This window comes from Catenovulum agarivorans YM01 (genome assembly GCF_000281085.1).
GTDB lineage: Bacteria > Pseudomonadota > Gammaproteobacteria > Enterobacterales > Alteromonadaceae > Catenovulum > Catenovulum agarivorans.
Map to the genome: position 1 here is coordinate 390,637 of NZ_JH767522.1, position 24,899 is coordinate 415,535.

The 24,899-nt window shown below is 40.0% G+C and carries 24 protein-coding genes; 5 read left to right on the top strand and 19 right to left on the bottom strand.

Annotated features, from left to right (window positions below; all coding sequences use genetic code 11):
• The first annotated feature begins 2 nt into the window (after nt 1–2).
• Together WSC_RS0104410 and WSC_RS0104415 are read left to right on the top strand one after the other, a co-directional pair.
• Nucleotides 3–1,148, top strand: coding sequence for a hypothetical protein (locus WSC_RS0104410; protein WP_157447181.1), 1,146 nt, complete (start codon nt 3–5; stop codon nt 1,146–1,148).
• 27 nt (nt 1,149–1,175) lie between these two features.
• Complete coding sequence (locus tag WSC_RS0104415; RefSeq protein ID WP_016954700.1) at nt 1,176–2,033, top strand: hypothetical protein; 858 nt, start codon at nt 1,176–1,178, stop codon at nt 2,031–2,033.
• An 18-nt stretch (nt 2,034–2,051) separates the two neighbouring features.
• Here WSC_RS0104415 and WSC_RS0104420 read toward each other — a convergent pair whose 3' ends face one another.
• The 16 genes from WSC_RS0104420 to mnmG all read right to left on the bottom strand — a co-directional run bounded on the left by WSC_RS0104420 (nt 2,052) and on the right by mnmG (nt 15,905).
• Nucleotides 2,052–3,143 (bottom strand): bile acid:sodium symporter family protein, encoded by a 1,092-nt coding sequence (locus WSC_RS0104420; RefSeq protein ID WP_016954701.1) that lies wholly within the window; start codon nt 3,141–3,143, stop codon nt 2,052–2,054.
• 105 nt (nt 3,144–3,248) lie between these two features.
• Complete coding sequence (locus WSC_RS0104425; RefSeq protein WP_169315454.1) at nt 3,249–4,067, bottom strand: hypothetical protein; 819 nt, start codon at nt 4,065–4,067, stop codon at nt 3,249–3,251.
• Nucleotides 4,030–4,422: a hypothetical protein gene (locus WSC_RS0104430; RefSeq protein ID WP_016954703.1), complete on the bottom strand. Its 393-nt coding sequence runs from the start codon at nt 4,420–4,422 to the stop codon at nt 4,030–4,032. The genes WSC_RS0104425 and WSC_RS0104430 overlap by 38 nt, the downstream gene beginning before the upstream one ends.
• Nucleotides 4,423–4,532: 110 nt before the next feature.
• Nucleotides 4,533–4,955 carry a F0F1 ATP synthase subunit epsilon gene (locus tag WSC_RS0104435; protein WP_016954704.1) on the bottom strand — a complete coding sequence of 141 codons (423 nt, stop codon included), beginning with the start codon at nt 4,953–4,955 and terminating at the stop codon, nt 4,533–4,535.
• A gap of 18 nt (nt 4,956–4,973) precedes the next feature.
• Nucleotides 4,974–6,359, bottom strand: coding sequence for a F0F1 ATP synthase subunit beta (atpD, locus tag WSC_RS0104440; RefSeq protein ID WP_016954705.1), 1,386 nt, complete (start codon nt 6,357–6,359; stop codon nt 4,974–4,976).
• Between the two features lie 31 nt (nt 6,360–6,390).
• A complete protein-coding gene (gene atpG / locus WSC_RS0104445; protein ID WP_016954706.1) occupies nt 6,391–7,251 on the bottom strand; it encodes a F0F1 ATP synthase subunit gamma in 861 nt (286 codons plus the stop codon).
• A gap of 40 nt (nt 7,252–7,291) precedes the next feature.
• Nucleotides 7,292–8,833 (bottom strand): F0F1 ATP synthase subunit alpha, encoded by a 1,542-nt coding sequence (atpA, locus tag WSC_RS0104450; protein ID WP_016954707.1) that lies wholly within the window; start codon nt 8,831–8,833, stop codon nt 7,292–7,294.
• A 12-nt stretch (nt 8,834–8,845) separates the two neighbouring features.
• Nucleotides 8,846–9,379, bottom strand: a complete 534-nt coding sequence (atpH, locus tag WSC_RS0104455) for a F0F1 ATP synthase subunit delta (RefSeq protein WP_016954708.1) — start codon at nt 9,377–9,379, stop codon at nt 8,846–8,848.
• A gap of 12 nt (nt 9,380–9,391) precedes the next feature.
• On the bottom strand, nt 9,392–9,862 hold the full coding sequence (gene atpF, locus WSC_RS0104460; RefSeq protein ID WP_016954709.1) for a F0F1 ATP synthase subunit B: 471 nt from the start codon (nt 9,860–9,862) through the stop codon (nt 9,392–9,394).
• Nucleotides 9,863–9,919: 57 nt separating this feature from the next.
• Complete coding sequence (gene atpE / locus WSC_RS0104465; RefSeq protein WP_016954710.1) at nt 9,920–10,141, bottom strand: F0F1 ATP synthase subunit C; 222 nt, start codon at nt 10,139–10,141, stop codon at nt 9,920–9,922.
• Nucleotides 10,142–10,190: 49 nt separating this feature from the next.
• The gene (gene atpB, locus WSC_RS0104470) at nt 10,191–11,042 is read right to left on the bottom strand and encodes a F0F1 ATP synthase subunit A (protein ID WP_016954711.1); all 852 of its coding nucleotides are present in this window, start codon (nt 11,040–11,042) and stop codon (nt 10,191–10,193) included.
• 18 nt (nt 11,043–11,060) lie between these two features.
• On the bottom strand, nt 11,061–11,471 hold the full coding sequence (locus WSC_RS0104475; protein WP_016954712.1) for an ATP synthase subunit I: 411 nt from the start codon (nt 11,469–11,471) through the stop codon (nt 11,061–11,063).
• Nucleotides 11,472–11,613: 142 nt separating this feature from the next.
• Complete coding sequence (locus WSC_RS0104480) at nt 11,614–12,522, bottom strand: ParB/RepB/Spo0J family partition protein (protein ID WP_016954713.1); 909 nt, start codon at nt 12,520–12,522, stop codon at nt 11,614–11,616.
• 18 nt (nt 12,523–12,540) lie between these two features.
• Nucleotides 12,541–13,329 carry a ParA family protein gene (locus tag WSC_RS0104485; RefSeq protein WP_016954714.1) on the bottom strand — a complete coding sequence of 263 codons (789 nt, stop codon included), beginning with the start codon at nt 13,327–13,329 and terminating at the stop codon, nt 12,541–12,543.
• A gap of 15 nt (nt 13,330–13,344) precedes the next feature.
• Nucleotides 13,345–14,013 carry a 16S rRNA (guanine(527)-N(7))-methyltransferase RsmG gene (gene rsmG / locus WSC_RS0104490; protein WP_016954715.1) on the bottom strand — a complete coding sequence of 223 codons (669 nt, stop codon included), beginning with the start codon at nt 14,011–14,013 and terminating at the stop codon, nt 13,345–13,347.
• Nucleotides 14,013–15,905: a tRNA uridine-5-carboxymethylaminomethyl(34) synthesis enzyme MnmG gene (mnmG, locus tag WSC_RS0104495; protein ID WP_016954716.1), complete on the bottom strand. Its 1,893-nt coding sequence runs from the start codon at nt 15,903–15,905 to the stop codon at nt 14,013–14,015. The genes rsmG and mnmG overlap by 1 nt, the downstream gene beginning before the upstream one ends.
• A 637-nt stretch (nt 15,906–16,542) precedes the next feature.
• Here mnmG and hemH point away from each other — a divergent pair.
• From hemH to WSC_RS0104510, 3 genes are all read left to right on the top strand, one after another.
• Nucleotides 16,543–17,628 carry a ferrochelatase gene (hemH, locus tag WSC_RS0104500; protein ID WP_016954717.1) on the top strand — a complete coding sequence of 362 codons (1,086 nt, stop codon included), beginning with the start codon at nt 16,543–16,545 and terminating at the stop codon, nt 17,626–17,628.
• 153 nt (nt 17,629–17,781) lie between these two features.
• Nucleotides 17,782–19,125 carry an MATE family efflux transporter gene (locus WSC_RS0104505; RefSeq protein ID WP_016954718.1) on the top strand — a complete coding sequence of 448 codons (1,344 nt, stop codon included), beginning with the start codon at nt 17,782–17,784 and terminating at the stop codon, nt 19,123–19,125.
• Between the two features lie 756 nt (nt 19,126–19,881).
• Nucleotides 19,882–21,447 (top strand): DEAD/DEAH box helicase, encoded by a 1,566-nt coding sequence (locus WSC_RS0104510; RefSeq protein ID WP_026016660.1) that lies wholly within the window; start codon nt 19,882–19,884, stop codon nt 21,445–21,447.
• Nucleotides 21,448–21,625: 178 nt separating this feature from the next.
• On the opposite strand, the gene WSC_RS0104515 is transcribed toward WSC_RS0104510, so the two are convergent.
• From WSC_RS0104515 to mnmE, 3 genes are all read right to left on the bottom strand, one after another.
• Nucleotides 21,626–22,426, bottom strand: coding sequence for a DODA-type extradiol aromatic ring-opening family dioxygenase (locus tag WSC_RS0104515; RefSeq protein WP_016954720.1), 801 nt, complete (start codon nt 22,424–22,426; stop codon nt 21,626–21,628).
• Between the two features lie 147 nt (nt 22,427–22,573).
• Nucleotides 22,574–23,158 carry a hypothetical protein gene (locus WSC_RS0104520; RefSeq protein ID WP_016954721.1) on the bottom strand — a complete coding sequence of 195 codons (585 nt, stop codon included), beginning with the start codon at nt 23,156–23,158 and terminating at the stop codon, nt 22,574–22,576.
• Nucleotides 23,159–23,232: 74 nt separating this feature from the next.
• Entirely contained in the window at nt 23,233–24,597 is a 1,365-nt protein-coding gene (gene mnmE, locus WSC_RS0104525; RefSeq protein ID WP_016954722.1) for a tRNA uridine-5-carboxymethylaminomethyl(34) synthesis GTPase MnmE, read from the bottom strand.
• Nucleotides 24,598–24,899 lie beyond the last annotated feature (302 nt).

The following is a 24,899-nucleotide window of genomic DNA, read 5'->3' on the forward strand; positions in this document are numbered from 1 at the left end:
ACATGAGTACTAAGGCTTGGATACAAGGAATGATTGTTGCTGTGGTTAGCTTACCATTGCTAACAGCCAATGCTGCAAATGTACAACCTAGCATGCTACTGATAGAACAGGGTGTCGAATTAAACCTGAATAATTGTGAATACGGACGTGGTAGCCGAGTGACAGAAAGCTTAAAACAGTCGCTAACTGACTCGTTTATTCAATACCTAGCTAATCAAGCTAGAATGGATTTAGCCGATTTGTTGGCAAATAGCTCGACATCAACAAGGGTTGATTCAACTGCTGCTATTGATTTTACTCAAATAGCATCCGCGTTAAAAAATCATCAGCAACAGCTAGATTTTGCCGAGCCTTATTGGCAAGGCAATGAAACCTGTATTCAAGCCAAACTCATTTTATCGCCTAGCGCCCAACAAACCGCCCCTAGCCTAAATATCGACTGGCAAACATCACCAACGACAGTGTGGCAATTTAGCCAAGCCCAAGTAGACATGTTGCAGGTAGATAAAAATCAACAAGCTTTTGATGCTGCTATGCAGCAAGCACTGCAAAATTCAGTATCAAACAATATTCAATTAGTTGCCGAACAAGGTGCGGGAAAATTTGCATTGCTAACAAAACACGCGAACAAAATTAAATTAGCAGATGTGCAAAATTTGTTTAATGATTGGCAAGTGCTTGGTCAACAACAAACTCAACAAAACTTTACTGTACAAGTGTTAGTTAGTTTAAACCGGCAAAAACTCGAGCAACAACTTAACACCCTAGTGAAAAAAATTGCGACTAGCAGCATATATGTATCTGCAGAGCCTTTTGCGCTTAAACGTCAGCTACTCACTTTGTTGACAGAACACAATATAACTATAGCCAATTCAGTTACAGCTGCGGACATGCAGGTTACAGCAAAGTCTTCTATGCTTGAACAGGCAAATGGTTACCAAAATTTAATTGAACTTGAAGTAACCAATTTAAACAAACAGATTATCTGGCAATGGCAAAATGATCCCAGTTTAATTACTGTATCGAACAAACAATCGCATCAAGTTAATCAACTGATTCAGGCGCATATGTCATTACCTCAGCATCAGCAAACAATAATACAGCAGCTAGAATATCTATTAATTGAACAGGCTTTAATTGCCAAATAACAGCTGAAAAAGTTAAAGGAATTTAAAATGAAAGTATTAGCCCAATTATTCAGCTTGATGTTGGTTAGCATCACACTAACCACACAAGCTAACGAGGATAAAACCTATCAAACTTTATTGGATAACCTTAAACAAAGCCATTTAGCTCAGTTAGTCACACAAGAACAACAACAAAAACTAGAAACCAGTTATCAGGCCTGCCAAGCCAAATTAGCCAGCATTAAAGATAGAAACCAATACCTACAACGCCAACTAGAACAGCAGCAACAAATAATGAATAGTGCTGCCCCACAAGCTGAACGCCAGTTTGCCGAAATGGAAGTGATGTCACTACGTGAACAACGAGACTCGATACAAAAACGCAGCGCTCAGTGTAAAGAAATTGAATTAAAATATGCGAGTTTACATGAAAAAATTAGTGATGCAGTCAAACAACATACGGCGACAAACAAAACGAATAAACAAAAATTAATTGACTACCTTGTTAATAAAAATCAGTTATCAACAGACTCAGTCACTGACAGCATTGAGTACCCATGCCCAACCAACAACAAAATAAGCTGTAGAAAAGAAGCAACCAGCGCGCTACTTAAACAAATCAGTGAACAGCGCAGCATTAAATTAACAGCGGGCACTGTTATCAATAATTACATGCTTGAACAAGATACAGTCGCGACCCACAGTGAAGCAGAGTTTGATAAAGTTGAAGTATTAAAAGCTGAATATAAACAAACAGGCAGCGAGTCTGCGTATTTTATTCAACTTAAAGCCCAGTTTAAAAATGACGTAGACAGTGCGCAGCACAAAGTGGATAAAATACGCATAGAAGCCGCGATTGGGCGCTATTTAAAGGCGTTAAATAAAGAGTTTAACGGCGAGTCATAGCCTCGCCGTTTATTAAAGCTAGCTTGTTTCGGCTTGATTGGGCGTACGCTTACGCCACCAAGCTGCCAGAGCCGAACCAGATATGTTCATAAAAGGGCCAAAAACGGCCGGAGCCAGTCCCATAGTGGCAACCTTACCCATTTCCACAGCTATGCCTGATGCAAGCCCTGAATTCTGCATACCAACTTCAAATGAAATTGTTCGAGCGGAAGCTTCATCTAAACCAAATAATTTAGCCAGCCGGTAACCTAGAATATAACCTAGTACATTGTGGATAATTACCACAGCAACAAGTACTAGACCTATGCTCAACAAGGCATCACGCCCAGCAGCGGTAATAATAGCAATAATTAACGCTATGCCTGCCATGGAAACCAAAGGCATAATTTTATTGATAAGGGTTAAATTCTTCTTAAACAAAGTGTTCACAACAACCCCCAAAACAATTGGCAATATAACGATTTTTAAGATGCTTAAAAACATGCCTATCACGTTAATTTCTACATACTGATCAGCCAGTATACTCATCAAAATAGGCGTAACGAACGGTGCGAGTAGAGTTGCGACAGCAGTTAAGGTTAACGACAACGCCAAGTTAGCCCCTGAAATAAAGGCCATGACATTTGATGCTAAGCCGCTTGGTGAGCAGCCAACTAGTATGATACCCGCGGCGATTTCAGGTGGTAAATCAGTCATGCTCGCCAACACAAAACCTATAATTGGCATTAAACTAAACTGACATAACAGCCCCACCCCAACAGCTTTGGGTGTTTTAATTACCGCAGCAAAATCTTTTGCTGATAACGAACAGCCCATGCCAAACATAATCAGCATAAGCAAAGGGACAATCAGTTGTTTTAAATTGAATTCGCCAATATGGCTAAAAGCTTGTGGATAAAAAAGCGAGGCACTAACAGCGGCAAAAATAAGTAAGGTAAAAGCTAAGTTGTTAAAATTATCTGTCTGTTTTAATGCCTGTGCAGCAAATATAAACCCCAGTGTAATAAACACACCGCCAATATCCGTGCTAAGAGCGAACAGCAGAGCAAGCCCAGCGACTAATGCACCTATAGTACAAACCGGCCAAATTTTATTATTGTTTACGACCATCTAATAATTCCTTGAACATTTATTCAACAATTAAAAGATAGTCGCAAATAATATTCACTAGCTCAAAGTTGCTAAAACTATAAAAGATATTAGTTTGCTGAATTGTTAATCAGCTATTAATTCGAATTCAGCTTTTAGTGCATCTAAGCCTATTTTGTTGGTGATAACATCTGTGTCATCAAACGGATACTGTTCACTGTTTGCAGCAAAGTGAAGGCCAAAGTGTAAACTACCTTCTATTTGAGCGATAAAACATTCGGCTGAATCTTCTGTTTCATATCCAGCAGGGAATGGTACAAAATACAAAGTTTCACCGTTAACAACCTGTTCTGTTAAACCAGCTTGAATGCTTATCTCACTAGTATTTTCAAACTCGTCTTCTACTTGAAAACGAATCTCCCCTGCCTGGCTAAAACGAATATGGGTAATAGATAAATCATCTTTAGTGATAGAACTGCCCTCTGTCGGTAAAGCTAACCAAATATCCTTAAATTCGCTATATAATTCAGATACCTCTGTTAACGCCTGTTCAATATCAGGCTGCTTTATTACCGCTTCTTCAGTTTCGCAATACTCAAGGCGTATTGGATCATCACTTCCGTCCATACTTACATATTCAACTATGCAAGTTTCTGTGGCTGCAACTCGATATACACTTAAAAGTCCTTCAAATTTAGTAGTAAATTGTATTGCGCCAGCAGGAAAAACATTACCAGTAGGTGTAACATTTTCATCCTCAATATCTAAAAAATCGGCAATGGGTTTGCCTGAGATATCTTCTTCATCAACCAAAGAAAACTTATAGCTAGCTACAGTTGTTCCATCAACTTTATAGTGGCTGAGTAAATTACCTTGTTTATCGTAAGAGTGCTCTACCAACAACTGATTAGCTGTAGAAGACTGCCATCCAGTATCGAGCAACATGTAAACAGGTGAACAGGTGAACAGGTGAACCAGAATCATCATCTTCATCTGGCAGAAAGTCTGTCTCTAATTTCCAGCTCTTAGACTCATTATTCCATGCATATTGTTCACTAAACAAATCGATATATATATCAGAGGTAGGAAAAGAAAAGCCATAGTAATTAGCGATACTGTCCGACGAAAAAATAGTTGAATAAGTGTGACCATAAAAATTATATAAGTCTTCGCTTTCAACTAAATTTTTGTATGAAGGAGTTTGTTCACCGCCATCAATATCAACTTGGATATTTTGGCTATTACAGGCGGTCAGTAAAAAAGTGAATATGCTCGATAGGGCAATAGATTTAAATTGCATAAAATCCCTTTAATAAGTTTAAATTGAATAGAAAGTTTAATTAAAACATAAATTTAAGACAATAAAAAACCGCGATAAACGCGGTTTTTTTAAAGTTCTTTCCAGCAGAATTATTTGCGGCGTTTAAGCTCTTCAATAACTCTAATCTGGGCTACGGCTTTTGCAAGCTCCATAGCAGCTTCAGCATAGTTAAGATCAGAAGAAGCATTGTTAATATGCTCTCTTGCTCTACGTTGAGCTTCAACAGCTGCTTGCTCATCAAGGTCATCACCGCGTACCGCCACATCAGCCAAAACGACAATGCCGTCAGGTTGAACTTCTAGTACGCCACCAGATAAGTAAATCAGCTCTTCTTTACCAAACTGCTTAACCAGTTTAATCATACCCGGTTTAATTGGTGTAATAAGTGGAGCATGGCCATATTGAACACCAAGCTCACCTTCAACACCCGTTACACGGATAGATTCAACTAGACCGGAGAAGATTTTCTCTTCGGCGCTGACTACGTCTAATTGAGTTGTCATAGCTGCCATCCTTCACCTCCGGCTGGTTTATAGATTTTTAGCTTTTTCAACAGCTTCTTCGATGGCACCAACCATGTAGAAAGCTTGCTCAGGTAGGTGATCGTACTCACCATCCAAAATAGCCTTAAATCCAGAAATAGTATCTTTTAATGGTACGTAGCGACCAGGTGTACTGTTAAATACTTCAGCTACGAAGAAAGGCTGAGATAAGAAACGTTGGATCTTACGAGCACGAGCAACGATTTGCTTATCTTCTTCAGATAATTCATCCATACCTAAGATAGCGATGATATCTTTTAATTCTTTGTAACGTTGTAAAACAATTTGCACACCACGAGCAACTTCATAGTGCTCTTGACCAACAACTAATGGGTCTAATTGACGTGAAGTTGAGTCAAGTGGGTCGATCGCTGGGTAAATACCCAAAGAAGCGATGTTACGTGACAATACAACTGTTGCATCAAGATGCGAGAACGTAGTTGCTGGAGACGGGTCAGTCAAGTCATCCGCAGGTACATATACCGCTTGAATTGAAGTGATTGAACCAGTTTTAGTAGAGGTAATACGCTCTTGTAAAACACCCATTTCTTCAGCAAGAGTAGGCTGGTAACCTACCGCAGATGGCATACGACCTAACAATGCAGATACCTCAGTACCAGCAAGTGTATAACGGTAGATGTTATCTACGAAGAATAATACGTCACGACCTTCGTCACGGAATTTTTCTGCCATAGTCAAACCAGTTAACGCTACGCGTAAACGGTTGCCCGGTGGCTCATTCATCTGACCGTAAACCAACGCAACTTTATCAAGTACGTTAGAATCGTTCATTTCATGATAGAAGTCATTACCTTCACGAGTACGCTCACCAACACCAGCGAATACAGAGTAACCACTGTGCTCGATAGCGATGTTACGGATAAGCTCCATCATGTTTACGGTTTTACCAACACCAGCACCACCGAATAAACCAACTTTACCACCTTTAGCGAATGGACATACTAAGTCGATTACTTTGATACCAGTTTCTAATAAATCGTTTGAGTTAGCTTGCTCTTCATAGCTTGGTGCTTCACGGTGGATAGACCAACGCTCTTCTTCACCAATAGGACCCGCTTCATCAATTGGGTTACCTAAAACGTCCATGATACGACCCAAAGTTTTAATACCTACAGGTACTGATACTGGCTCACCAGTATTCACAACTTTAAGACCACGACGTAAACCATCTGAAGAACCCATAGCGATGCCACGAACAACACCACCACCTAATTGCTGCTGAACTTCTATCGTCAGACCAGCGATATCGCCTTCTTCTACTTTCAACGCATCGTATACTTGCGGTACAGAACCTTGTGGAAACTCAATGTCCACAACCGCGCCGATGACTTGAACGACTAGACCTGAACTCATTATCTTTCCTCTAAATCGTTGCTGCCTTTGCCTAAACTGCCGCTGCACCAGCGACGATTTCACTCAATTCTTGAGTAATCGCTGCTTGACGCGCTTTGTTGTAGACTAATTGCAATTCTTTAATCAGGTTGCCTGCGTTATCGGTTGCAGCTTTCATTGCTACCATTCGCGCTGCCATTTCTGACGCGACATTTTCAACAACAGCCTGATATACCTGAGACTCAATATAACGAGTTAATAATTGTTCCAGAATTGCTTCTGCACTTGGCTCGTATATGTAATCCCAATTATGTTTTTGTTCGCTCACCTCGCCTTTAGGCAAAGGTAAAAGCTGATCGATCGTAGGGGTTTGTGTCATGGTGTTTACGAAATTATTGTAAACCACATACAAGCGGTCGATTTGACCTTCTTCGTATGCTTTTAACATAACCTGCACAGAACCTACTAAGTCGGTTACTGATGGTTTGTCACCTAAGCCAGAAGCTTGAGCAACAATATTGCCACCAAAGTTGTCAAAGAATGAGGTTGCTTTAGCGCCAATTACGCCAAAGTCTACTGCCACATCTTTTTTACGCCACTGAGCGTACTCTTTGATAACTTGCTTAAACAAATTGGTGTTTAAGCCGCCACAAAGACCACGGTCAGTTGAAACAACAATGTAACCTACGCGCTTGATTTCACGTTCTTCCATATAAGGATGCTTATAGTCAGAACTTGCAAGCGCGATATGACCGATCACCTTACGCATACTTTCTGCGTATGGACGAGAAGCTGCCATGCGATCTTGTGCTTTACGCATTTTACTCGCTGCAACCATCTCCATTGCGCTGGTAATTTTTTGAGTGTTTTGAACACTGCCAATTTTACCTTTTATCTCTTTAGCGCCGGCCATTTCTCTTCACTCCGATTAAATTAATCGTAGACTCAACTTATTACCAAGTTTGAGTCGATTTGAATGCTTCTAAAGCAGCTTTTAATGCAGCTTCGATGTCAGCGTTATAGTCGCCTTTCTCATCGATTTTAGCCATTAATTCTGCATGCTCAGATTTTACATATGAATGAAGAGCGGCTTCAAAAGCAAGGATCTTGTCTAATTCAACATCATTCAAGAAACCTTTGTCCGCTGCGAACAATGAAACAGCCATTAAGCTAACACTCAATGGAGCAAATTGCTTTTGCTTCATTAATTCAGTTACGCGTTGACCGTGCTCTAATTGTGCACGAGTTGCGTCATCTAAATCTGAAGCGAATTGAGCAAAGGCTGCAAGTTCACGATACTGAGCTAAAGCTAGACGAATACCACCGCCTAATTTTTTGATGATTTTAGTTTGCGCTGCACCACCAACACGAGATACCGAGATACCAGCATTGATTGCCGGACGGATACCTGAGTTGAACATGCCAGTTTCTAAGAAGATCTGACCGTCAGTAATTGAAATTACGTTAGTAGGTACGAAAGCAGAAACGTCACCAGCTTGAGTTTCGATAATAGGTAATGCAGTTAATGAACCTGTTTTACCTTTAACTTCACCTTTAGTGTACTTTTCAACGTAATCCGCGTTAACACGAGATGCACGCTCAAGTAGACGTGAGTGAAGATAGAAAACGTCACCTGGGTAAGCTTCACGACCTGGTGGACGACGTAACAATAATGAAACTTGACGGTAAGCAACAGCTTGCTTAGACAAATCATCATAAACAATCAATGCATCTTGACCACGGTCACGGAAGTATTCACCCATAGTACAACCAGCATAAGGTGCTAGGTACTGAAGTGCCGCTGATTCAGAAGCATTTGCTGCTACGATAATAGTGTGCTCTAACGCGCCATGTTGTTCTAATTTACGAACAACGTTTGAAAGCGTAGATGCTTTTTGACCAATCGCAACATAGATACATTTAACGCCTGTACCTTTTTGGTTGATGATTGCATCGATAGCAACAGCTGATTTACCGATTTGACGGTCACCTATGATAAGCTCACGCTGACCACGACCGATTGGAACCATAGAGTCGATTGCTTTATAACCAGTTTGTAAAGGCTCATCAACTGATTGACGATCGATTACACCCGGAGCAATTTTTTCAACTGGTTCAAAGCCATCATTTTCGATTGGGCCTTTACCGTCGATTGGTTGACCTAATGTGTTTACCACACGGCCTAATAAACCAGGACCTACTGGCACTTCTAAGATACGACCTGTACCTTTAACTTTAGCGCCTTCTTGTAAGTCTGCATATGGGCCCATTACAACCGCACCAACAGAGTCTCTTTCTAAGTTTAATGCGATAGCAAAACGGCTACCTGGAAGCTCAATCATCTCACCTTGCATTACATCGGCTAAGCCGTGAATGCGGATGATACCGTCAGTAACAGATACGATTGTACCTTCGTTACGAGCTTCACTGACGATTTCGAACTTCTCAATACGTTTTTTGATTAGTTCTGCAATTTCAGTGGAATTCAGTTGCATGCTCTTATTCCCCTACGACTGCAAGCTAGTTGCTAGTCGATCCAATTTTCCGCGAATCGTGCTATCAATCACTGTATCACCAGCTTTGATTAACAAGCCCCCAACAATGGACTCGTCTACACGACAATTAAGCTTAACTTTTTTGGCTAAACGCTTTTCTAATGATTGAACTAAACTATCTTGCTGTTTCGCAGATAACTCAACGGCAGATGTAACAGCCACTTCAACTGTTTGTTCATACTCGTTTTTCAGTTCAGAAAATAACGTCGCCACGTCAGGCAATAAACTCAAGCGATTATTTTCAGCCATCAGTTTAATTAAGTTTTGACCATTTTGGTCAAGCTGCTCTTCACAAACGCCGATGAAAACTTTAGTCACTTCTTCTTTGTTAGCTGTACTTTTAATTAACTGCTTGATAGTTTCATTTTTAGAAACTTCCGCAGCAAACACTAACATAGCAAGCCAGTTATCAATGGCATTGTGCTCAACAGCATAATCAAAAGCTGCTTTGGCGTATGGTCGGGCAACAGTTGTCAATTCAGACATAATAATTACCCCTTATAGTTCCTCAACCAATTGGTCAAGGATATCCGCTTGAGCTTTAGCATCGATAGAACGTGCAATAATTTTCTCTGCACCTGTAACCGCTAATACAGCTACTTGTGCACGTAATTCAGCACGAGCTCTATTGCGTTCAGCTTCTAACTCAGCTTGGCCTTGAGCTAAAATCTTGTCACTTTCAGCACGTGCTTTATCAGCCGCTTCTTCAATGATAAGAGCTTCGCGTTTCTTAGCCTGCTCAATAATAGCTGCAGCTTGAGATTTAGCTTCTTTCAACTTATTAGTCGCTTCTTTTTTAGCTAACTCTAAGTCTTTTTCAGCTTGTTCTGATGCTGCTAAGCCTTCTTCAATTTGCTTTTGACGAGCTTCAATTGCACCATTTAGTTGTGGCCAAACGTATTTCATTGTAAAAACAACAAATACAAAAAATGCTATCGATTCGCCAATTAGAGTTGCGTTGAAATTCACAACGACCCCCTTAGTAAGTTATCAATGTTTAACAAGAAATAGCTACTTAAAGTAATCTTAAACACCAATAACAAATAGCATGTATAACGCGATACCAACACCGATCATTGCGATCGCATCGATAAGACCCGCTACGATGAACATTTTTACTTGCAATTGAGGCGCTAATTCAGGTTGACGAGCAGAAGCTTCTAAGAACTTACCACCTAATAAACCGAAACCAAGTGCTGTACCTAATGCACCTAGACCAATCAAAATAGCAACAGCGATTAATGTCATTTTATTTCTCCAAAGATTTGAAAGTTAAAGTTAAAGTTAAATTAAAAATTTAGTGTTTTTCACTCATCATGCTTAGATAAACAATTGTCAGCATCATGAAGATAAAAGCTTGTAACGGGATAACTAATAAGTGGAAAGCCGCCCATACAAAATGCACTGGTAATTGGTATAAACCAATAGTTGCAATTAGGATGAAGATAAGCTCTGCCGCATACATGTTACCGAATAAACGTAATGCCAAAGAAACTGGTTTAGCGATTAATGCGATAGTTTCTAAGATTAGGTTGAACCAATATAACCAAGGTGTATTAAATGGATGTGCGTAAAGCTCTTTTAAGAAACCACCAACACCTTTGATTTTAACTGCGTAATAAATCATTAACGCAAGTACAGAGATAGATAGACCAAAGGTCATGTTCAAGTCAGTTGTAGGTACAATTTTGTGATAAACGTGAGACTGACCAGACTCAATAATCTGCCAAGATTCACCTGCAATCACTGCAGTCAAGGTACCAACCCAATCAACTGGGATCCAGTCCATAAAGTTAAGCAAAAATACCCAAACGAAGATGGTTAACGCTAAAGGAGCAATTAATTTGCTATCACCGTGGTAGGTGTCTTTAACACTTTTGCCAACAAACTCAACAATCATCTCAACTGCACATTGAAACTTGCCAGGCACACCTGTTGTTGCTTTTTTTGCTGCACTGCGGAAGGTTAGAATAAATATGAGGCCTAAGAAGATAGACCAGCCTAGAGTGTCTATATGCCAAGTCCAAAAACCAGCGTCGCTACAAGCATAATTGAATGACAGACCTTGGTCTGTAAAACATGCTTTGGCGTTGGTTAAGTGGTGCTGGATATAGCCCTGAGAAGTCAGAGACTCACCATTTGCTGCCATTGTTATTACCCAATAAAGTTAATGAAAAAAAATCGGTGCTAATACATGCGCGACCAGCGCCAATGCAAAGCCAAAAAAAACAAAACCGACTAAAAACAACTGCGATTTTAAAATAACGGCCAGCACTATGCTGGTTAGAATCAATTTGATCGAACAACCTCGATAAAATCGACTCATAGTGGTTTTAAGTTGTGAGGCCCCAGCGCTGGAAAATAAAAACATCGCTAAAACAATATTGGGCAAAATGCCACAACTACCACCCACAAACGAAGACAATGCAGCGTTTTGGTTTTGAATTATTAAAATTAATAAGCTCACGCAAGCAACTAGGAAAAACTGAAAACCTATTATTTTACTTGCGGTTACAAGTCCCGCTAAGGCCAGTTTGTTCAAAATAATATAACTCTTTACGTTGCTAGCAAGCACCACGCGTTAAATCAACGCACAAAAGTGATGCAAAATTTTTCGCAGAGTATACAGAATATTCCATGGTTTTCAATGAAAACAGCTAAGCAAACCAAGCTTTGTATACGCAAGAATGATCGAAAATGATCATTCAGTTAATACTTTGTTAAGCTTGTTGTCTTAACCTTTCGATAATGCCTTCTAATGTATCTAAGTTGGCAAAATTAATAACCATTTTACCTTTGCCAGCACGGTTATGACTAATGCTCACATTTGAACCAATGCGCTCAGATAATTCGTTTTGCAAAGCTTCGATATCCGGATCAACTTTTTTGTCGGCTTTCTCAACAGGTCCAGCCAAAATTTTATTAACGAGCTTTTCTGTCTCACGAACCGTTAAACCTTTGGCAGCAACAATACGCGCTGCTTCAACTTGCTGTTCACTTTCCAACGCAAGCAAGGTACGAGCATGACCCATTTCAATGTCACCATGCTCCAATAAAGTTTTAACTTCGTCTTCAAGGCCATTTAAGCGCAATAAGTTAGTAACCGCAGTACGCGATTTGCCCACAGCGTCGGCAACTTGTTGATGGGTTAGTTCAAATTCTTGCATCAAACGATCAAGTGCGATCGCCTCTTCCATCGCGTTTAAATCTTCGCGTTGGATGTTTTCAATCAGTGCAATGGCAACAGCCGCTTCGTCAGGAATGTCTTTAACCAAACACGGAATAACATCTAAGCCAGCTAATTGCGCTGCCCGCCAGCGGCGTTCACCGGCAATAATTTCGAATTGATCTTCACCGGTTTGGCGAACAACGATTGGTTGGATGATGCCTTGAGCGCGGATAGAACTGGCGAGTTCTTCAAGCGCTTCTGGAGACATGTCTTTACGTGGTTGGTATTTACCTGGTTTTAAAAACTCGACTGGCAGTTTACGCAACTCGCCTTTTTGCGCTGTTTGAGTTTCTGATGAATTTTCAGCAGCTGCATTGTTTGCCTCTACCTGACTTTTGGCACTGCTTGTTGCAAGCAAGGCGTCTAGTCCGCGCCCTAAACCACGTTTTTTAACCGACATGAATTTTTTACCTGATTTTTATGCTACTTGTTTGGTTTTTTGTTTTTCTGCTCGACGGATCATCTCACCAGCCAAAGCTAAATAGGCGCGAGCACCAGCAGAAGCTTTGTCGTAATACATAACTGGGCTACCAAAACTCGGTGCTTCAGCCAGTCGAACATTTCGAGGAATGACAGTGCGATAAACTTTATCGCCAAAATGAGTTTTTAATTGCTCTGAAACATCATTGGCTAGTCGATTACGCGGATCGTACATGGTGCGTAAGATACCTTCGATGGCCAAATCTGGATTCACCACAGATGCAAGTTTGTTGATGGTGTCCATCAAGGCGGTTAAACCTTCCAATGCGTAATATTCACATTGCATAGGTACAAGCACAGAATCGGCTGCAGCCATAGCATTGACAGTCAACATGTTGAGCGAAGGCGGACAATCTATGATGATAAAATCATAGTGATTTTTAAAACTGGCCAAAGCGTTGCGCAATTTTAATTCACGCGCAAAACATTCCATCAATTTGATTTCAGCAGCTGTTACATCTGAATTTGCCGCAACAAGATCGTATTTACCCGTTGTATCTTTTTCAACCACTTGGTCAAGTGGCATTTCTTCAATCAACAACTCGTAGGCTGTTGCCGCAACTTCGTATTTGTCGACACCACTTCCCATGGTTGCGTTGCCTTGCGGATCTAAATCAATTAACAATACTTTGCGTTTGGTCGCAGCCATTGACGCGGCTAAATTAACCGCGGTTGTGGTTTTGCCAACACCACCCTTTTGATTTGCGATTGCTATGATTTTTCCCATGACCGCCTCACTGTGTTATTCAGATTCTGTGTCTACAACTAAGTCGACTAAATGACGCTCTTCAGCTAATCCCGGTACGTTAAGTTTAACGACACGTTCAATTTTGAAATTCGCCGCCAGTTTATCAATTTCTTCCTGCGGATAAACGCCTTTCATCGCAAAAAAGTGACCTTTTTTTGCAGATGGATTATCAGCGTCGGCTTGTTTGGGTAGATGTTGACACCAACTGAGCATATCTTCAAGTGAAGCAAAAGCACGGCTGATCACGCCATCAAATGAGTTAACCTCTTGATATTCCTCAACTCTACTTTGCACAGCTGTGACATTGGTTATACCTAATGCAAAAACAGTTTGTTGAATGAACCGAATTCGTTTACCCAAACTATCGAGCAAAACAAACTGACTATCCGGCATCATAATCGCCAAAGGCAGGCCAGGCAAACCGGGACCTGTACCTACGTCTATGTATTTTTGCCCTTTAGGTAAGTGCTCGACCAAAGCAAGTGAATCGGCAATATGGCGGATCATCATGTCTTTGGGATCGCGCACTGAAGTTAAATTATACGCTTTGTTCCACTTGTCTAACTGAGCAACTAAATCGAGCAATTGTGATCGCTGATGATCACTTGCCGCTAAATTTAGATCAGCCAGTATTTGTTGAAGTTGGCTTGGCAAATTCGACATTAAGCTGATTTCCTCAACAAACCTTGTTTCTTCAAGCAAACTAACAACAAAGAAATTGCCGCTGGTGTAATACCTGAAATTCGCGACGCTTGACCTATGGTTTCTGGTTTATATTCCTTGAGTTTGGCGATGACTTCGTTTGATAAACCAGACACTTGCGAATAATCAAAATCAGCTGGTAAACGGGTATTTTCGTTACGCATAGTTCGGTCGATTTCATCTTTTTGACGTTCGATATAACCTGCGTATTTAACCTGAATTTCAACTTGGTCACCTGCCGCCTTGTCAGCTAAACCAGGGCCTAGCGACTCAACTGACATCAATTTTTCATAAGTTATTTCAGGACGACGTAATAATTCTTCAAGCGAATGTTCACGCTGCAAAGGATTTTTTGTCATGCCATTAACCGCTTCAATCCCAGCGTGTTTGCTGTGAACCCAAGTGGTTTTTAATCTTTGTTTTTCTTGCTCTATGCTTTCTAGTTTGTTGTTGTAGAAAGCCCATTGCTCATCGCCAATTAAACCTACTTGTCGGCCAGCTTCAGTCAAACGAATGTCTGCGTTGTCTTCACGTAATAACAAACGATATTCAGCACGACTAGTAAACATGCGGTAAGGCTCTTTGGTGCCAAGCGTTGTTAGATCATCAACTAGCACACCCATGTATGCTTGATCACGTCTGATCACAAATGGATCTTTTTCAAGCGCAGCTAAAGCGGCATTGGTACCGGCCAATAAGCCTTGAGCGCCCGCTTCTTCGTAACCTGTTGTGCCGTTAATTTGTCCGGCGAAAAACAGTTTTTGAATGAATTTGGTTTCAAGTGTTTGTTTTAGATCGCGCGGATCAAAAAAGTCATACTCAATTGCATAACCTGGACGGGTAATATGCGCATTTTCCATACCGCGAATCGAGTGAACTAAATTTAATTGCACATCAAATGGCAAACTAGTTGATATACCATTTGGATATAGTTCATGAGTGGTTAACCCTTCTGGCTCAATAAAAATTTGATGCGAATTTTTATCAGCAAAACGAACAATTTTATCTTCAATTGATGGACAATATCTCGGACCTATACCTTCAATCACCCCAGAATACATAGGCGATCTGTCTAATCCACCGCGAATAATCTCATGGGTTTGTTCATTGGTATGTGTGATATAACACGGGATCTGTTGTGGGTGATCAGTTTGTTTACCCATAAACGAAAAAACAGGTGCTGGATCGTCACCTGGTTGTTCTTGCATCACAGAAAAATCGACAGATCTTGCATCAATACGCGGTGGCGTCCCGGTTTTTAACCGGCCAACTCGAAAAGGTAATTCACGTAATCTATTGGCTAATGCGATTGACGGCGGATCACCTGCACGTCCACCGCTGTAATTTTGTAAACCAATATGAATTTGTCCACCTAAGAAAGTACCCGTTGTTAAAACCACTGATTTAGCAAAAAACTTCAAACCCATTTGGCTGACAACACCAACAACTTGCTCTTGTTCAACAATTAAGTCGTCACAAGCTTGTTGGAATATTTTTAAATTAGGCTGATTTTCTAATGCTTGTCTGACAGCTGCTCGATATAACTGTCTATCTGCTTGTGCACGAGTTGCACGAACAGCAGGACCTTTACTCGAATTTAATGTTCTAAATTGAATACCACCTTTGTCGGTTGCTTTTGCCATTAAGCCACCAAGTGCATCAATTTCTTTAACTAGATGACCTTTGCCGATTCCACCAATTGCTGGATTACAAGACATCTGGCCTAAAGTTTCAATATTGTGGGTCAACAATAAGGTATTTGCGCCCATACGCGCAGCTGCCATTGCGGCTTCAGTACCAGCATGACCACCACCAACTACAATGACATCAAAATTTTGTTCAAAAGAATGCATATACACCTGTCTTACGTCGATCCCAAAAAAAGGGCGGCTATTTTATAGCCAAAGCAAATTTTTGGAAATCAATTTATAAAAATATATATATTTATATATAGATCTTTATTGTTACTGTTATTACTGAAGCCGTTTTCTGTGGGTAACGGCAAAAAAACCTTAATGATCATGAAATTACAAATTGAATAATAAGTGATCATCATTTGATCAATCTTTGATCAAGCTGCAAATAACTTGCCCTTTTATCCACACCCATATGTTACACCAATTTTTATCCCTTGGTTGATCAAAGTTTATCCGCTTGATATTCAGTGTTTATCCACATCCAGATCTTTTTTCAACAGCAAATGTGGATAACTTGTGATCTTGCAGTGATCAAACTCTGATCAACCTTTGATCAAATATTGATCAGGCCGATGAATACTGACTTGGTGCATTTCGTACAAATTTGCAGCAAATGCTAGTTTAACGCATTTTTGTATAAAAAATAACCTATTAACAGTGGTTAACTAATAATCAGTATTTTCGATTAACTCAATTGATTGTTTACGCCAGATCAGTGATCTAATTTAATTTTTGCGGTATATACTGGTGAAGAATTTATTGATGTATTTAGTTATATAAGAAGGGGTCTTTAATGTATCGAACCAATTCAGGTTTTAGTCACGAACAACAAGATAAAGTGGGCGTGTTGTTAGTCAATTTAGGCACACCTGACAAACCTGAAAAAAGTGCGCTCAAAAGATACCTTAAAGAATTTTTGTCTGATCCGCGAGTAGTAGAAGCGCCACGTGCACTTTGGTGGTTTGTTTTAAATGGGGTTATTTTAAATTTTCGCCCAGCTCGTTCTGCAAAAGCTTATCAAACTGTATGGACAGAGCAGGGTTCACCTTTGTTAATTCACACACAAAATCAGGCTGAAAAATTACAGCTTAATTTAACCCAGCAATATGGTGACAATATAGTGGTGGATTTTGCCATGCGTTACGGCAGCCCAAGTATTGGTAATAAACTAGAAAAAATGTTGAGTTCTGGTGTACGCAAATTAGTTGTTTTACCTATGTACCCTCAGTATTCGGCTACAACAACGGCCTCTACTTTTGATGCGGTGGCACGTGATTTTGCTACACGCCGTTGGTTACCAGATTTCAGGTTTGTCAGCCATTATCACGACAATGTCCTATATATAAAAGCACTTGCCGACAAAGTTCGTTCGCATTGGCAACAAAATGGCCAAGCTCAAAAATTGCTAATGACTTATCACGGCATTCCCAAACGCTATTTAACTAAAGGCGATCCATATTATTGTGAATGTCATAAAACCAGTCGTTTACTTGCAGAAGAACTGGGTTTAAACAAAGAGCAATATTTAACTTGTTTTCAAAGCCGTTTTGGTCGCGAAGAATGGTTAAAACCTTATACTGACCATACGCTAAAACAATTAGCTCAAGATGGCATAAAATCAGTTGATATGGTTTGCCCTGGTTTTAGTGCGGATTGCCTTGAAACAATAGAAGAAATTGGCGAAGAAAATCGCGAATATTTTATTGAAGCGGGCGGTGAAACTTACAATTATATTGAAGCACTGAATAGTGATGAGCAGCATATTCAAATGTTGGCTAGTTTAGTCGCTGATAATATAACTGGCTGGCAACTAACGCCTCAGGACTTAGATCAAAGGGCAGCCGAATATAATAACAAAAAAGATCTATTTGACTGTTAGTTATTAAATTTCGGTTAGCAGTTATTTAAAATTAGTTTAAATGACTTTAAGGGGCAAAATAAACTTCGAACTTTAGCTAGATTTGCTGGATTTTTAACCTATATTCATGTTTAATGCGCGCCCCTATGAAAGCGCTTTAATAATTGGTTATACATGCAGATAAGTTCGGTTAAAAAATATTCTTTGTTCGCACTCACCTGGCCATTGTTCATCGACATGGCTTTGCACTTTTTTACTGCGGCTATGAATACTTTTATGATTGGCCATATCTCATCGCAAGGTGTTGCTGCACTGGCAATTGGCAATCAAGTTTTTCAACTTGCGATCACTGTTTTTAGTTTTGTCACCATAGGTGCCAGTGTGGTGTTAACCCAATACTTGGGTGCGGATAATAAAACGGCAGCGCGCCATGTGGTTTATTCATCAATTGGTTTTAATTTATTTGTAGGTTTAGTTGCCGCATTAACCATTATTTTTGGTGCCGATAGCATAGTTCATTTAATGAATTTGCCTGAACATTTACACTCTGATGGCAAAATTTATCTGCAAATTATCGGCTTATGTTTGTTACCCGAAGCTATAGGTTTGTGTTTAGCTGCAACCATACGCGCGCATGGATTTACTCAACAAGCTATGTGGGTAACCTTGATCATGAATTTAATTACCTTTGTTGGTAATTTATTTTTGTTATACGGCTGGTTTGGTATTCCTGAATATGGCGTAGCTGGTGTTGCTATTAGCACAGCTGTTGGCCGTGTTGTTGGTATGATCATTTTGGCTGGATTAGTGGTTAAATACACTGGTATTCACATTTATATCAAACCCATTTTAAAACCGAAAAAACACATTTTAGCCAAGGTGTTTCACATTGGCTTACCCGCAGCGGGTGAGAACTTATCTTGGATGCTGCAGTTTATGTTAATTACCTCGTTTGTTGCTTTAATGGGTGAAAAAGCATTAGCGGCACAAACTTATTATTTCCAAATCTGCACTTTTATTTTGTTATTTAGTTTGTCTATTGGTTTGGCCAACGAAATTATTATTGGCCATATGATAGGCGCTAAACAAGTTGAGCAGGCGAGAGCGCAGTTATTTAAAGCGTTAAAGTTAGGCTTTATTGTGACTGCCATTACGGCTGGGGTTGTATCTGTTACCGGCCCAAGTTTTATTGATGTATTAACCCAAGACCAAGCTGTGCTGAGTTTAGTTAGCCAGTTATTTATTATTACTTTGTTTATGGAGCCTGGCCGTACCTTTAATTTAATTGTGATTAACGCGTTACGCGCAACTGGTGATGCAAGATTTCCTTTGTATGTGGGCGTTTTGTCTATGTGGGGCATAGCTGTACCACTTTCATATTGGTTGGGCATTGTGTTGGATTATGGTTTGGTTGGTGTGTGGGTTGCTTTGGCTATTGATGAATGGACGCGTGGTTTGTTGATGTTTTGGCGATGGCGCAGTGGACGTTGGCAAACTAAGTCGTTTGTGTCGGCTTAGTTTGGGTGATTCACTATCTTTGATGGCATCTATATCGCTAGATTAATGTGCTAATTAAGGTCAAGTTGGTTGCGATATTTTTCGCAAAATACCAGAAGTAATTTTAAGGTTTTGGTTAAATATTTCGTCCATGAAGCTTCTGTCCTGTCGCCTTCCTTGGCTCCACCTCATCAAACTGCGAAGCGGTGCTTCGGTTTTGATTCGCCCCTGCCGAGTGGAAGTTTTGCGAAAAACAATCCCAACCACCTTATTTGCTTTAATGTTGTGGTTGGTATTTAAACTGGGTTAATAACGCGCTGGGGTATAGTGCATTTATGCCCATTTGAAGCATAATTTTCTAAAAACGCTGTTCACCTTTCATGGTCGCTCGCATAAGGCATCCATGCCTTATGAAGTTTTAGAAAATCAGCATTCAAATAGACACTTATCTACCTCGGAATTGCTGCACTAAAAAGTTGGGTGTTTGAAGCTAACCTGCAAACTTTAGTTAGTAGTTGTTGATAAATGCTTTACACTTGTCGCTAATTCAATTTCGGTTATCTAGGTTTTTTCACGATAGTCGAAAGTAATAGTTTGCAGACATTATAGGTAGTAGAGGTTAATTTAGAGCAAAATTTCTTTTTCAGGGATGAAAAAGCGAAGCTTACATGGACGTACTTGCTGCGGTTTTGCGATAATTAACCTCTACTGCCTGCCGATACTTGCAGTTGGCACCTATCTTTTTTATACCACTGAAGAGTTTAAATGACAGATCAAATCAGTTTTGCCGAGCTTAAATTAGCCGATCCAATATTACGCGCAATAGACGCTAAAGGTTATACAACCGCATCGCCCATCCAACAAAAAGCTATACCTGTGATTATGGCGGGTAAAAATGTCATGGCGGCGGCGCAAACAGGTACTGGCAAAACCGCAGGTTTTACCTTACCTATTTTGCATAAATTATTAGCCAGCAATAAAAACAATAAACAAAGCGGTAACCAAGTTAGGTGTTTAATATTAACGCCAACACGAGAGCTCGCGGCACAAGTAGCAGATAACGTAGCAACTTATGCTCAGTTCTCCAAAATAAAATCTGTTGTGGTATTTGGTGGGGTTAAAATTAATCCACAAATGCAAAATTTACGTGGTGGGGCGGATATTTTGATTGCAACGCCAGGTCGTTTGCTCGATTTGTATCAACAAAATGCAGTTAGGTTTGATGAGCTCGAAGTATTGGTATTAGACGAAGCAGACCGTATGTTGGATATGGGCTTTGTGCGTGATATCGAAAAAATCGTAAAACTTTTTCCAACACAAAGACAAAACTTATTATTCTCTGCGACTTTTTCAGCTGACATTCGCCAACTTGCTAAACAAGTGATTGGCCCTGCAACTGAAATATCAGTGAATACTGAAAATAGCACCACCCATTTAGTAGAGCAGTCGCTCTATTCGGTGGATAAAAACAATAAAAATGCTTTGTTGATTAAATTAATTGAGCAGCAAAAGTGGACTCAGGCAATTGTGTTTACTCGCACTAAACATGGGGCGAATCGAGTTGCGCGTAAATTAATTCAAGAAATGATTAATGCAGCTGCTATTCATGGGGATAAAAGCCAAGGGCAACGCACTAAAGCATTGGCTGGTTTTAAAGCTGGTGAAATACGTATTTTAGTAGCAACGGATATCGCTGCACGTGGTTTAGATATTCATCAATTACCACAAGTTGTGAATTTCGATTTGCCACACGTTGCTGAAGATTATGTGCACAGAATTGGTCGTACTGGTCGTGCTGGTGCAACTGGCCATGCAGTGTCATTTGTCTGTGCGGATGAAATTGATCAACTTATTGCTATTGAAAGACTAATTGGCAAAAAGATTAAACGTTTTGAACATCCAAAATTGCCTGCGCAAAATTCATTGCCAGAAACCCCAGAAGATCCAAAACCGTTAAAAGCAAAAAAACCTAAGAAGCTGAAAAACGCTAAAGCGCAAAGTGAAGCAGAGCAAGGGCAGGGTAAGGCTAATTCGAGTGAAAATTGTCGTAAGCAAAATTCAAAATCTGACAATGCTCGACGTGGTAAAGCTGAACAAAAAAATAAAACATCTGCTAAACCTTCAGGTCAGAAACGTGCGAATACCTCAACTCGTGCAAACAACAATGCGGACAATTTTGTTGGTCGCAGACGGGTAAAACAGGCTGATGATAAATCAAATAATGCTGATCCTTATGCGAATTCGTTGACGGATAAACCACAAACACCTTCGCGCGCTGACAATAATAACAATGGCAAACGTCGCCCTGCTGGTCGAAGGTTTTCTATTAAGCAAGGTGACTAGTTTTACGCTGCAAAAGGCATAGAGTTTACTAATTTTTCCTGATTAAAATTACAAAAAATCTCAAAACGATATATATCGTTTCGAGATTTTCCCAGCTTGTTCCTAAAAATCCTCGTTGATTTTTAGGGTAATTTTCTGATTTTATTTATTATTCAGGATTTAGATTAGCCACACATTATTAACTAAAGATAAAACTGCTGTTGTTTAAGTTGGCGTATTCGTAACTGTCATGCAGTAGCTTGGATTGCATATTTTTCTTTGAAGAATGAATGCCAGTGGCAATCAACAAAGGTAAATAATGATCTGGTCGTGGATGCGCCTTCTGCATATGTGAGTTTGATAGATAGGCACTAGCTAATGCAGTTAAGTTATTTTCAGCAACTTGCTGCTGCAGCCATTCGCTAAATTCGACTGCCCAACTGGATGTTTTTCCATTTAAACTCAGCCTAGATAAATTGTGGGTTGCGCTACCTGAACCAATAAAAATAATACCTTGCTCGGCTAAAGCTGAAAGTTTTTCACCCAACTGTATATACGCAGACATATTTTCACCCGGATTAAACCCAGTTAATACAGGTAAACTCATTGCTAATACAGGCAATTGTCCATTCGGATTTATTAGTTTTAATACAGTCCAAGCACCATGATCTAACCCTTGTTTAACGGTAGAAAAGTCAATTTTTCCATTGGATAAAACATTACTGACAGCGTCAGTTAACCACTGCGCCTGTTCTGCTTGATATTGTTGTTGGTATAACTCAGGCTCAAAACCGCCAAAGTCATTTATGCTGGATAAAGTGCCCGTTGCGCTAATGCTGAGTTGTTTAGTTATCCAATGTGGCGACATAATCACAATCGCTTTTGCTTTGGTAAACAAATCTGTTGTGGCTAAATTTTTCAAAAAATCATTAGCAGGATGCGTCTTTAGTATTCGATTTGGCGCACCATGAGATAAAAATAAACTGGCGGTTTTATGCATATTGATTGTTCGCTGCTAAAAAGCTGTTGATACCACCAGTTTAATAACTATAGATAGCTTAACAATATAGCTTGCATGTATAACACTGTTGCTTAAAGGTTAACATTAAACTTGTTATCAGAGAGCTGGTTATCTAATCTGTGTATATCAGTTGCACTTACCTATATGGGTATTGGCCATATGTTCATGCGATAAAATATCTAAGTCTTCAACAAATAATAAATAACCGTCTTGTGGATCAAACTGAATAAAAATGTCTGTTGGCAGACTTGTGGGTTGTTTCGCGCTTTTATAACAACCACCATTAACACTGGCTATCAACCAACCTCGACCTTTTTTGCTTGTTTGTTCGTATTGGCTAATGAGCTGCTGGCGTTGTTTAAATTGTGCTGCGTCTGCTGCTGTTAGTTTTAAAATAATCACTTGTTGATTATCTTCTAGGTTATTCAGCAAAGCTGTTGGTAGTTGATTGTGCTTTTGAGAGAATTCTTGCACTTCAACAAAATAGATATCGTGAATATCTAGCTGATTATCCGCTGTTTGGTAACCCAGCTCTAATTGCACATTTCCTTGTTTTATTTGTAGGTTTTTATCGGCACGAATAGCCACTCGAATATGCTCAGCCGGTGCTTGCAAAGGGCTTGCATTTCTAAGTTTGTATAAGGTTTTAAGTGGAATACTGGTACAGGCAGTTGCGGTTACAAGCAGTAGTAAAATTGATAGGTATTTCATTGGCTGTCCATAATGTTATTCGTAAGCTTGAATAACATAGAGCTTCAGAACAGCCAAAAGTTGCAAATGGAATTTTATTTCCCAATACAAAAACTACTAAAGATCCGCCCTAATAAATCATCGCTGCTAAATTCGCCGGTTATTTCATTTAAAAACTGTTGAGCTAAACGTAATTCTTCAGCCAGTAATTCACCTGCGTGCATTTCTTGCAGTTGGTATTTACCGTTTTCTAAATGTTCCATTGCTCGGTTTATAGCATCTATATGGCGGCGGCGGGCTAAAAACTGTCCTTCGGTTGAAGCTTGGTAACCCATTATTTTTTTCAAATGTTCGGTTAAGTGCTGCATGCCTTCACCAGTTTTTGCCGATAAACGAATAATAGGGTAGGGGGTCGTATCCTCAAAACCTAGTGTTTCACCACTTTGGTCGGCTTTGTTACGAACAACAGTTACGCCAACAGCTTTATCACCTAAGCGGGTAAAAAACTCTGGCCAGTCTTGTTCAACAGCGTGTTTGCTTTCTGTGCTGTCGACCATTAATAAAATGCGATCTGCTTGTTCTATTTCTTGCCATGCGCGCTCTATGCCTATTTGTTCAACTTCATCTGGGCTTTCACGCAAACCAGCTGTGTCGATAATATGCAGCGGCATGCCATCAATGTGGATATGTTCACGTAACACGTCACGGGTTGTGCCTGCTATGTTGGTAACAATCGCGGTTTCTTTACCGGCTAACGCGTTTAATAAGCTAGATTTACCTGCGTTTGGTTTACCGGCTATTACCACGCGCATGCCATCTTTAAGCAGCGCGCCTTGGCGTGCTTGCGCGAGTACATTGCTGGTTGAGTCGATAATCTTGAGTAAATCACTTTCAATTTTTCCGTCTGATAAAAAGTCGACTTCTTCTTCTGGAAAATCTATTGCGGCTTCTACATAGATACGCAAGTGGATTATTTCTTCTGATAAAGCATGGATGCGTTTGGAAAACTCACCTTGTAAAGTTTGTAGTGCACAACGTGCAGCTTGCTCTGAAGATGATTCAATTAAATCAGCTATCGCTTCCGCTTGGGCTAAATCTAGTTTGTCATTTAAAAATGCGCGCTCAGAAAACTCACCTGGGTTGGCCAAACGCACGCCTTTTATCGCGACTACTTGTTGGAGTAGTAAATCGAGGATAACTGGGCCGCCATGGCCTTGCAGCTCTAGTATGTCTTCACCGGTAAATGAATTTGGCCCTTTAAAAAATAGAGCTATGCCTTGGTCTATTACTTGGCCGTTGAGATCGTAAAATTTTAAATACTCAGCTTGGCGAGGTTTAAGTTGTTTTTTGACTAATTGCTCGGCAACTGTTGTGGCTAAACTGCCGGATATTCTAATTATACCTACACCACCACGACCCGGCGCGGTAGCAATTGCAGCAATTGTATCTTGGTTCAACATCTTAGACCTCTTTATAAAGCTATAACGTGCAACAAATTCTAGAATGCAGGCAGGCAATGATTTAGAGCAAAATTTCTTTTTTATGGGCGAATCAAGACCGAAGCAACGCTTCGCAGCTTGATGAGGTGGAGCCATGGAAGGCGACAGGAGCCCAACCTTCATGGACGAATCCAAACTTCTTAATCCCATATATTGTTGTTTTGCGAAAATTATTGCTCTGTGTGCATTCGTGTTCCCTACTGGCACTTAATTATAACGCTATCTGCTTTAAGTGTTTTATGGTTTTGTACAGATAACAAAAA

What these genes read in the sequence shown, in the direction of transcription:
- atpD (WP_016954705.1), bottom strand. Translation starts at nt 6,359, where the DNA reads ATGAGTTCAGGTCTAGTCGTTCAAGTCATCGGCGCGGTTGTGGACATT.
- WSC_RS0104480 (WP_016954713.1), bottom strand. Translation starts at nt 12,522, where the DNA reads ATGTCGGTTAAAAAACGTGGTTTAGGGCGCGGACTAGACGCCTTGCTT.
- atpH (WP_016954708.1), bottom strand. Translation starts at nt 9,379, where the DNA reads ATGTCTGAATTGACAACTGTTGCCCGACCATACGCCAAAGCAGCTTTT.
- mnmE (WP_016954722.1), bottom strand. Translation starts at nt 24,597, where the DNA reads ATGTTGAACCAAGATACAATTGCTGCAATTGCTACCGCGCCGGGTCGT.
- WSC_RS0104435 (WP_016954704.1), bottom strand. Translation starts at nt 4,955, where the DNA reads ATGGCAGCTATGACAACTCAATTAGACGTAGTCAGCGCCGAAGAGAAA.
- WSC_RS0104485 (WP_016954714.1), bottom strand. Translation starts at nt 13,329, where the DNA reads ATGGGAAAAATCATAGCAATCGCAAATCAAAAGGGTGGTGTTGGCAAA.
- WSC_RS0104425 (WP_169315454.1), bottom strand. Translation starts at nt 4,067, where the DNA reads ATGTTGCTCGATACTGGATGGCAGTCTTCTACAGCTAATCAGTTGTTG.
- atpA (WP_016954707.1), bottom strand. Translation starts at nt 8,833, where the DNA reads ATGCAACTGAATTCCACTGAAATTGCAGAACTAATCAAAAAACGTATT.
- atpE (WP_016954710.1), bottom strand. Translation starts at nt 10,141, where the DNA reads ATGACATTAATCGCTGTTGCTATTTTGATTGGTCTAGGTGCATTAGGT.
- WSC_RS0104430 (WP_016954703.1), bottom strand. Translation starts at nt 4,422, where the DNA reads ATGCAATTTAAATCTATTGCCCTATCGAGCATATTCACTTTTTTACTG.
- WSC_RS0104410 (WP_157447181.1), top strand. Translation starts at nt 3, where the DNA reads ATGAGTACTAAGGCTTGGATACAAGGAATGATTGTTGCTGTGGTTAGC.
- WSC_RS0104520 (WP_016954721.1), bottom strand. Translation starts at nt 23,158, where the DNA reads ATGAAATACCTATCAATTTTACTACTGCTTGTAACCGCAACTGCCTGT.
- rsmG (WP_016954715.1), bottom strand. Translation starts at nt 14,013, where the DNA reads ATGTCGAATTTGCCAAGCCAACTTCAACAAATACTGGCTGATCTAAAT.
- atpB (WP_016954711.1), bottom strand. Translation starts at nt 11,042, where the DNA reads ATGGCAGCAAATGGTGAGTCTCTGACTTCTCAGGGCTATATCCAGCAC.
- atpG (WP_016954706.1), bottom strand. Translation starts at nt 7,251, where the DNA reads ATGGCCGGCGCTAAAGAGATAAAAGGTAAAATTGGCAGTGTTCAAAAC.
- WSC_RS0104505 (WP_016954718.1), top strand. Translation starts at nt 17,782, where the DNA reads ATGCAGATAAGTTCGGTTAAAAAATATTCTTTGTTCGCACTCACCTGG.
- WSC_RS0104515 (WP_016954720.1), bottom strand. Translation starts at nt 22,426, where the DNA reads ATGCATAAAACCGCCAGTTTATTTTTATCTCATGGTGCGCCAAATCGA.
- hemH (WP_016954717.1), top strand. Translation starts at nt 16,543, where the DNA reads ATGTATCGAACCAATTCAGGTTTTAGTCACGAACAACAAGATAAAGTG.
- WSC_RS0104415 (WP_016954700.1), top strand. Translation starts at nt 1,176, where the DNA reads ATGAAAGTATTAGCCCAATTATTCAGCTTGATGTTGGTTAGCATCACA.
- mnmG (WP_016954716.1), bottom strand. Translation starts at nt 15,905, where the DNA reads ATGCATTCTTTTGAACAAAATTTTGATGTCATTGTAGTTGGTGGTGGT.
- WSC_RS0104420 (WP_016954701.1), bottom strand. Translation starts at nt 3,143, where the DNA reads ATGGTCGTAAACAATAATAAAATTTGGCCGGTTTGTACTATAGGTGCA.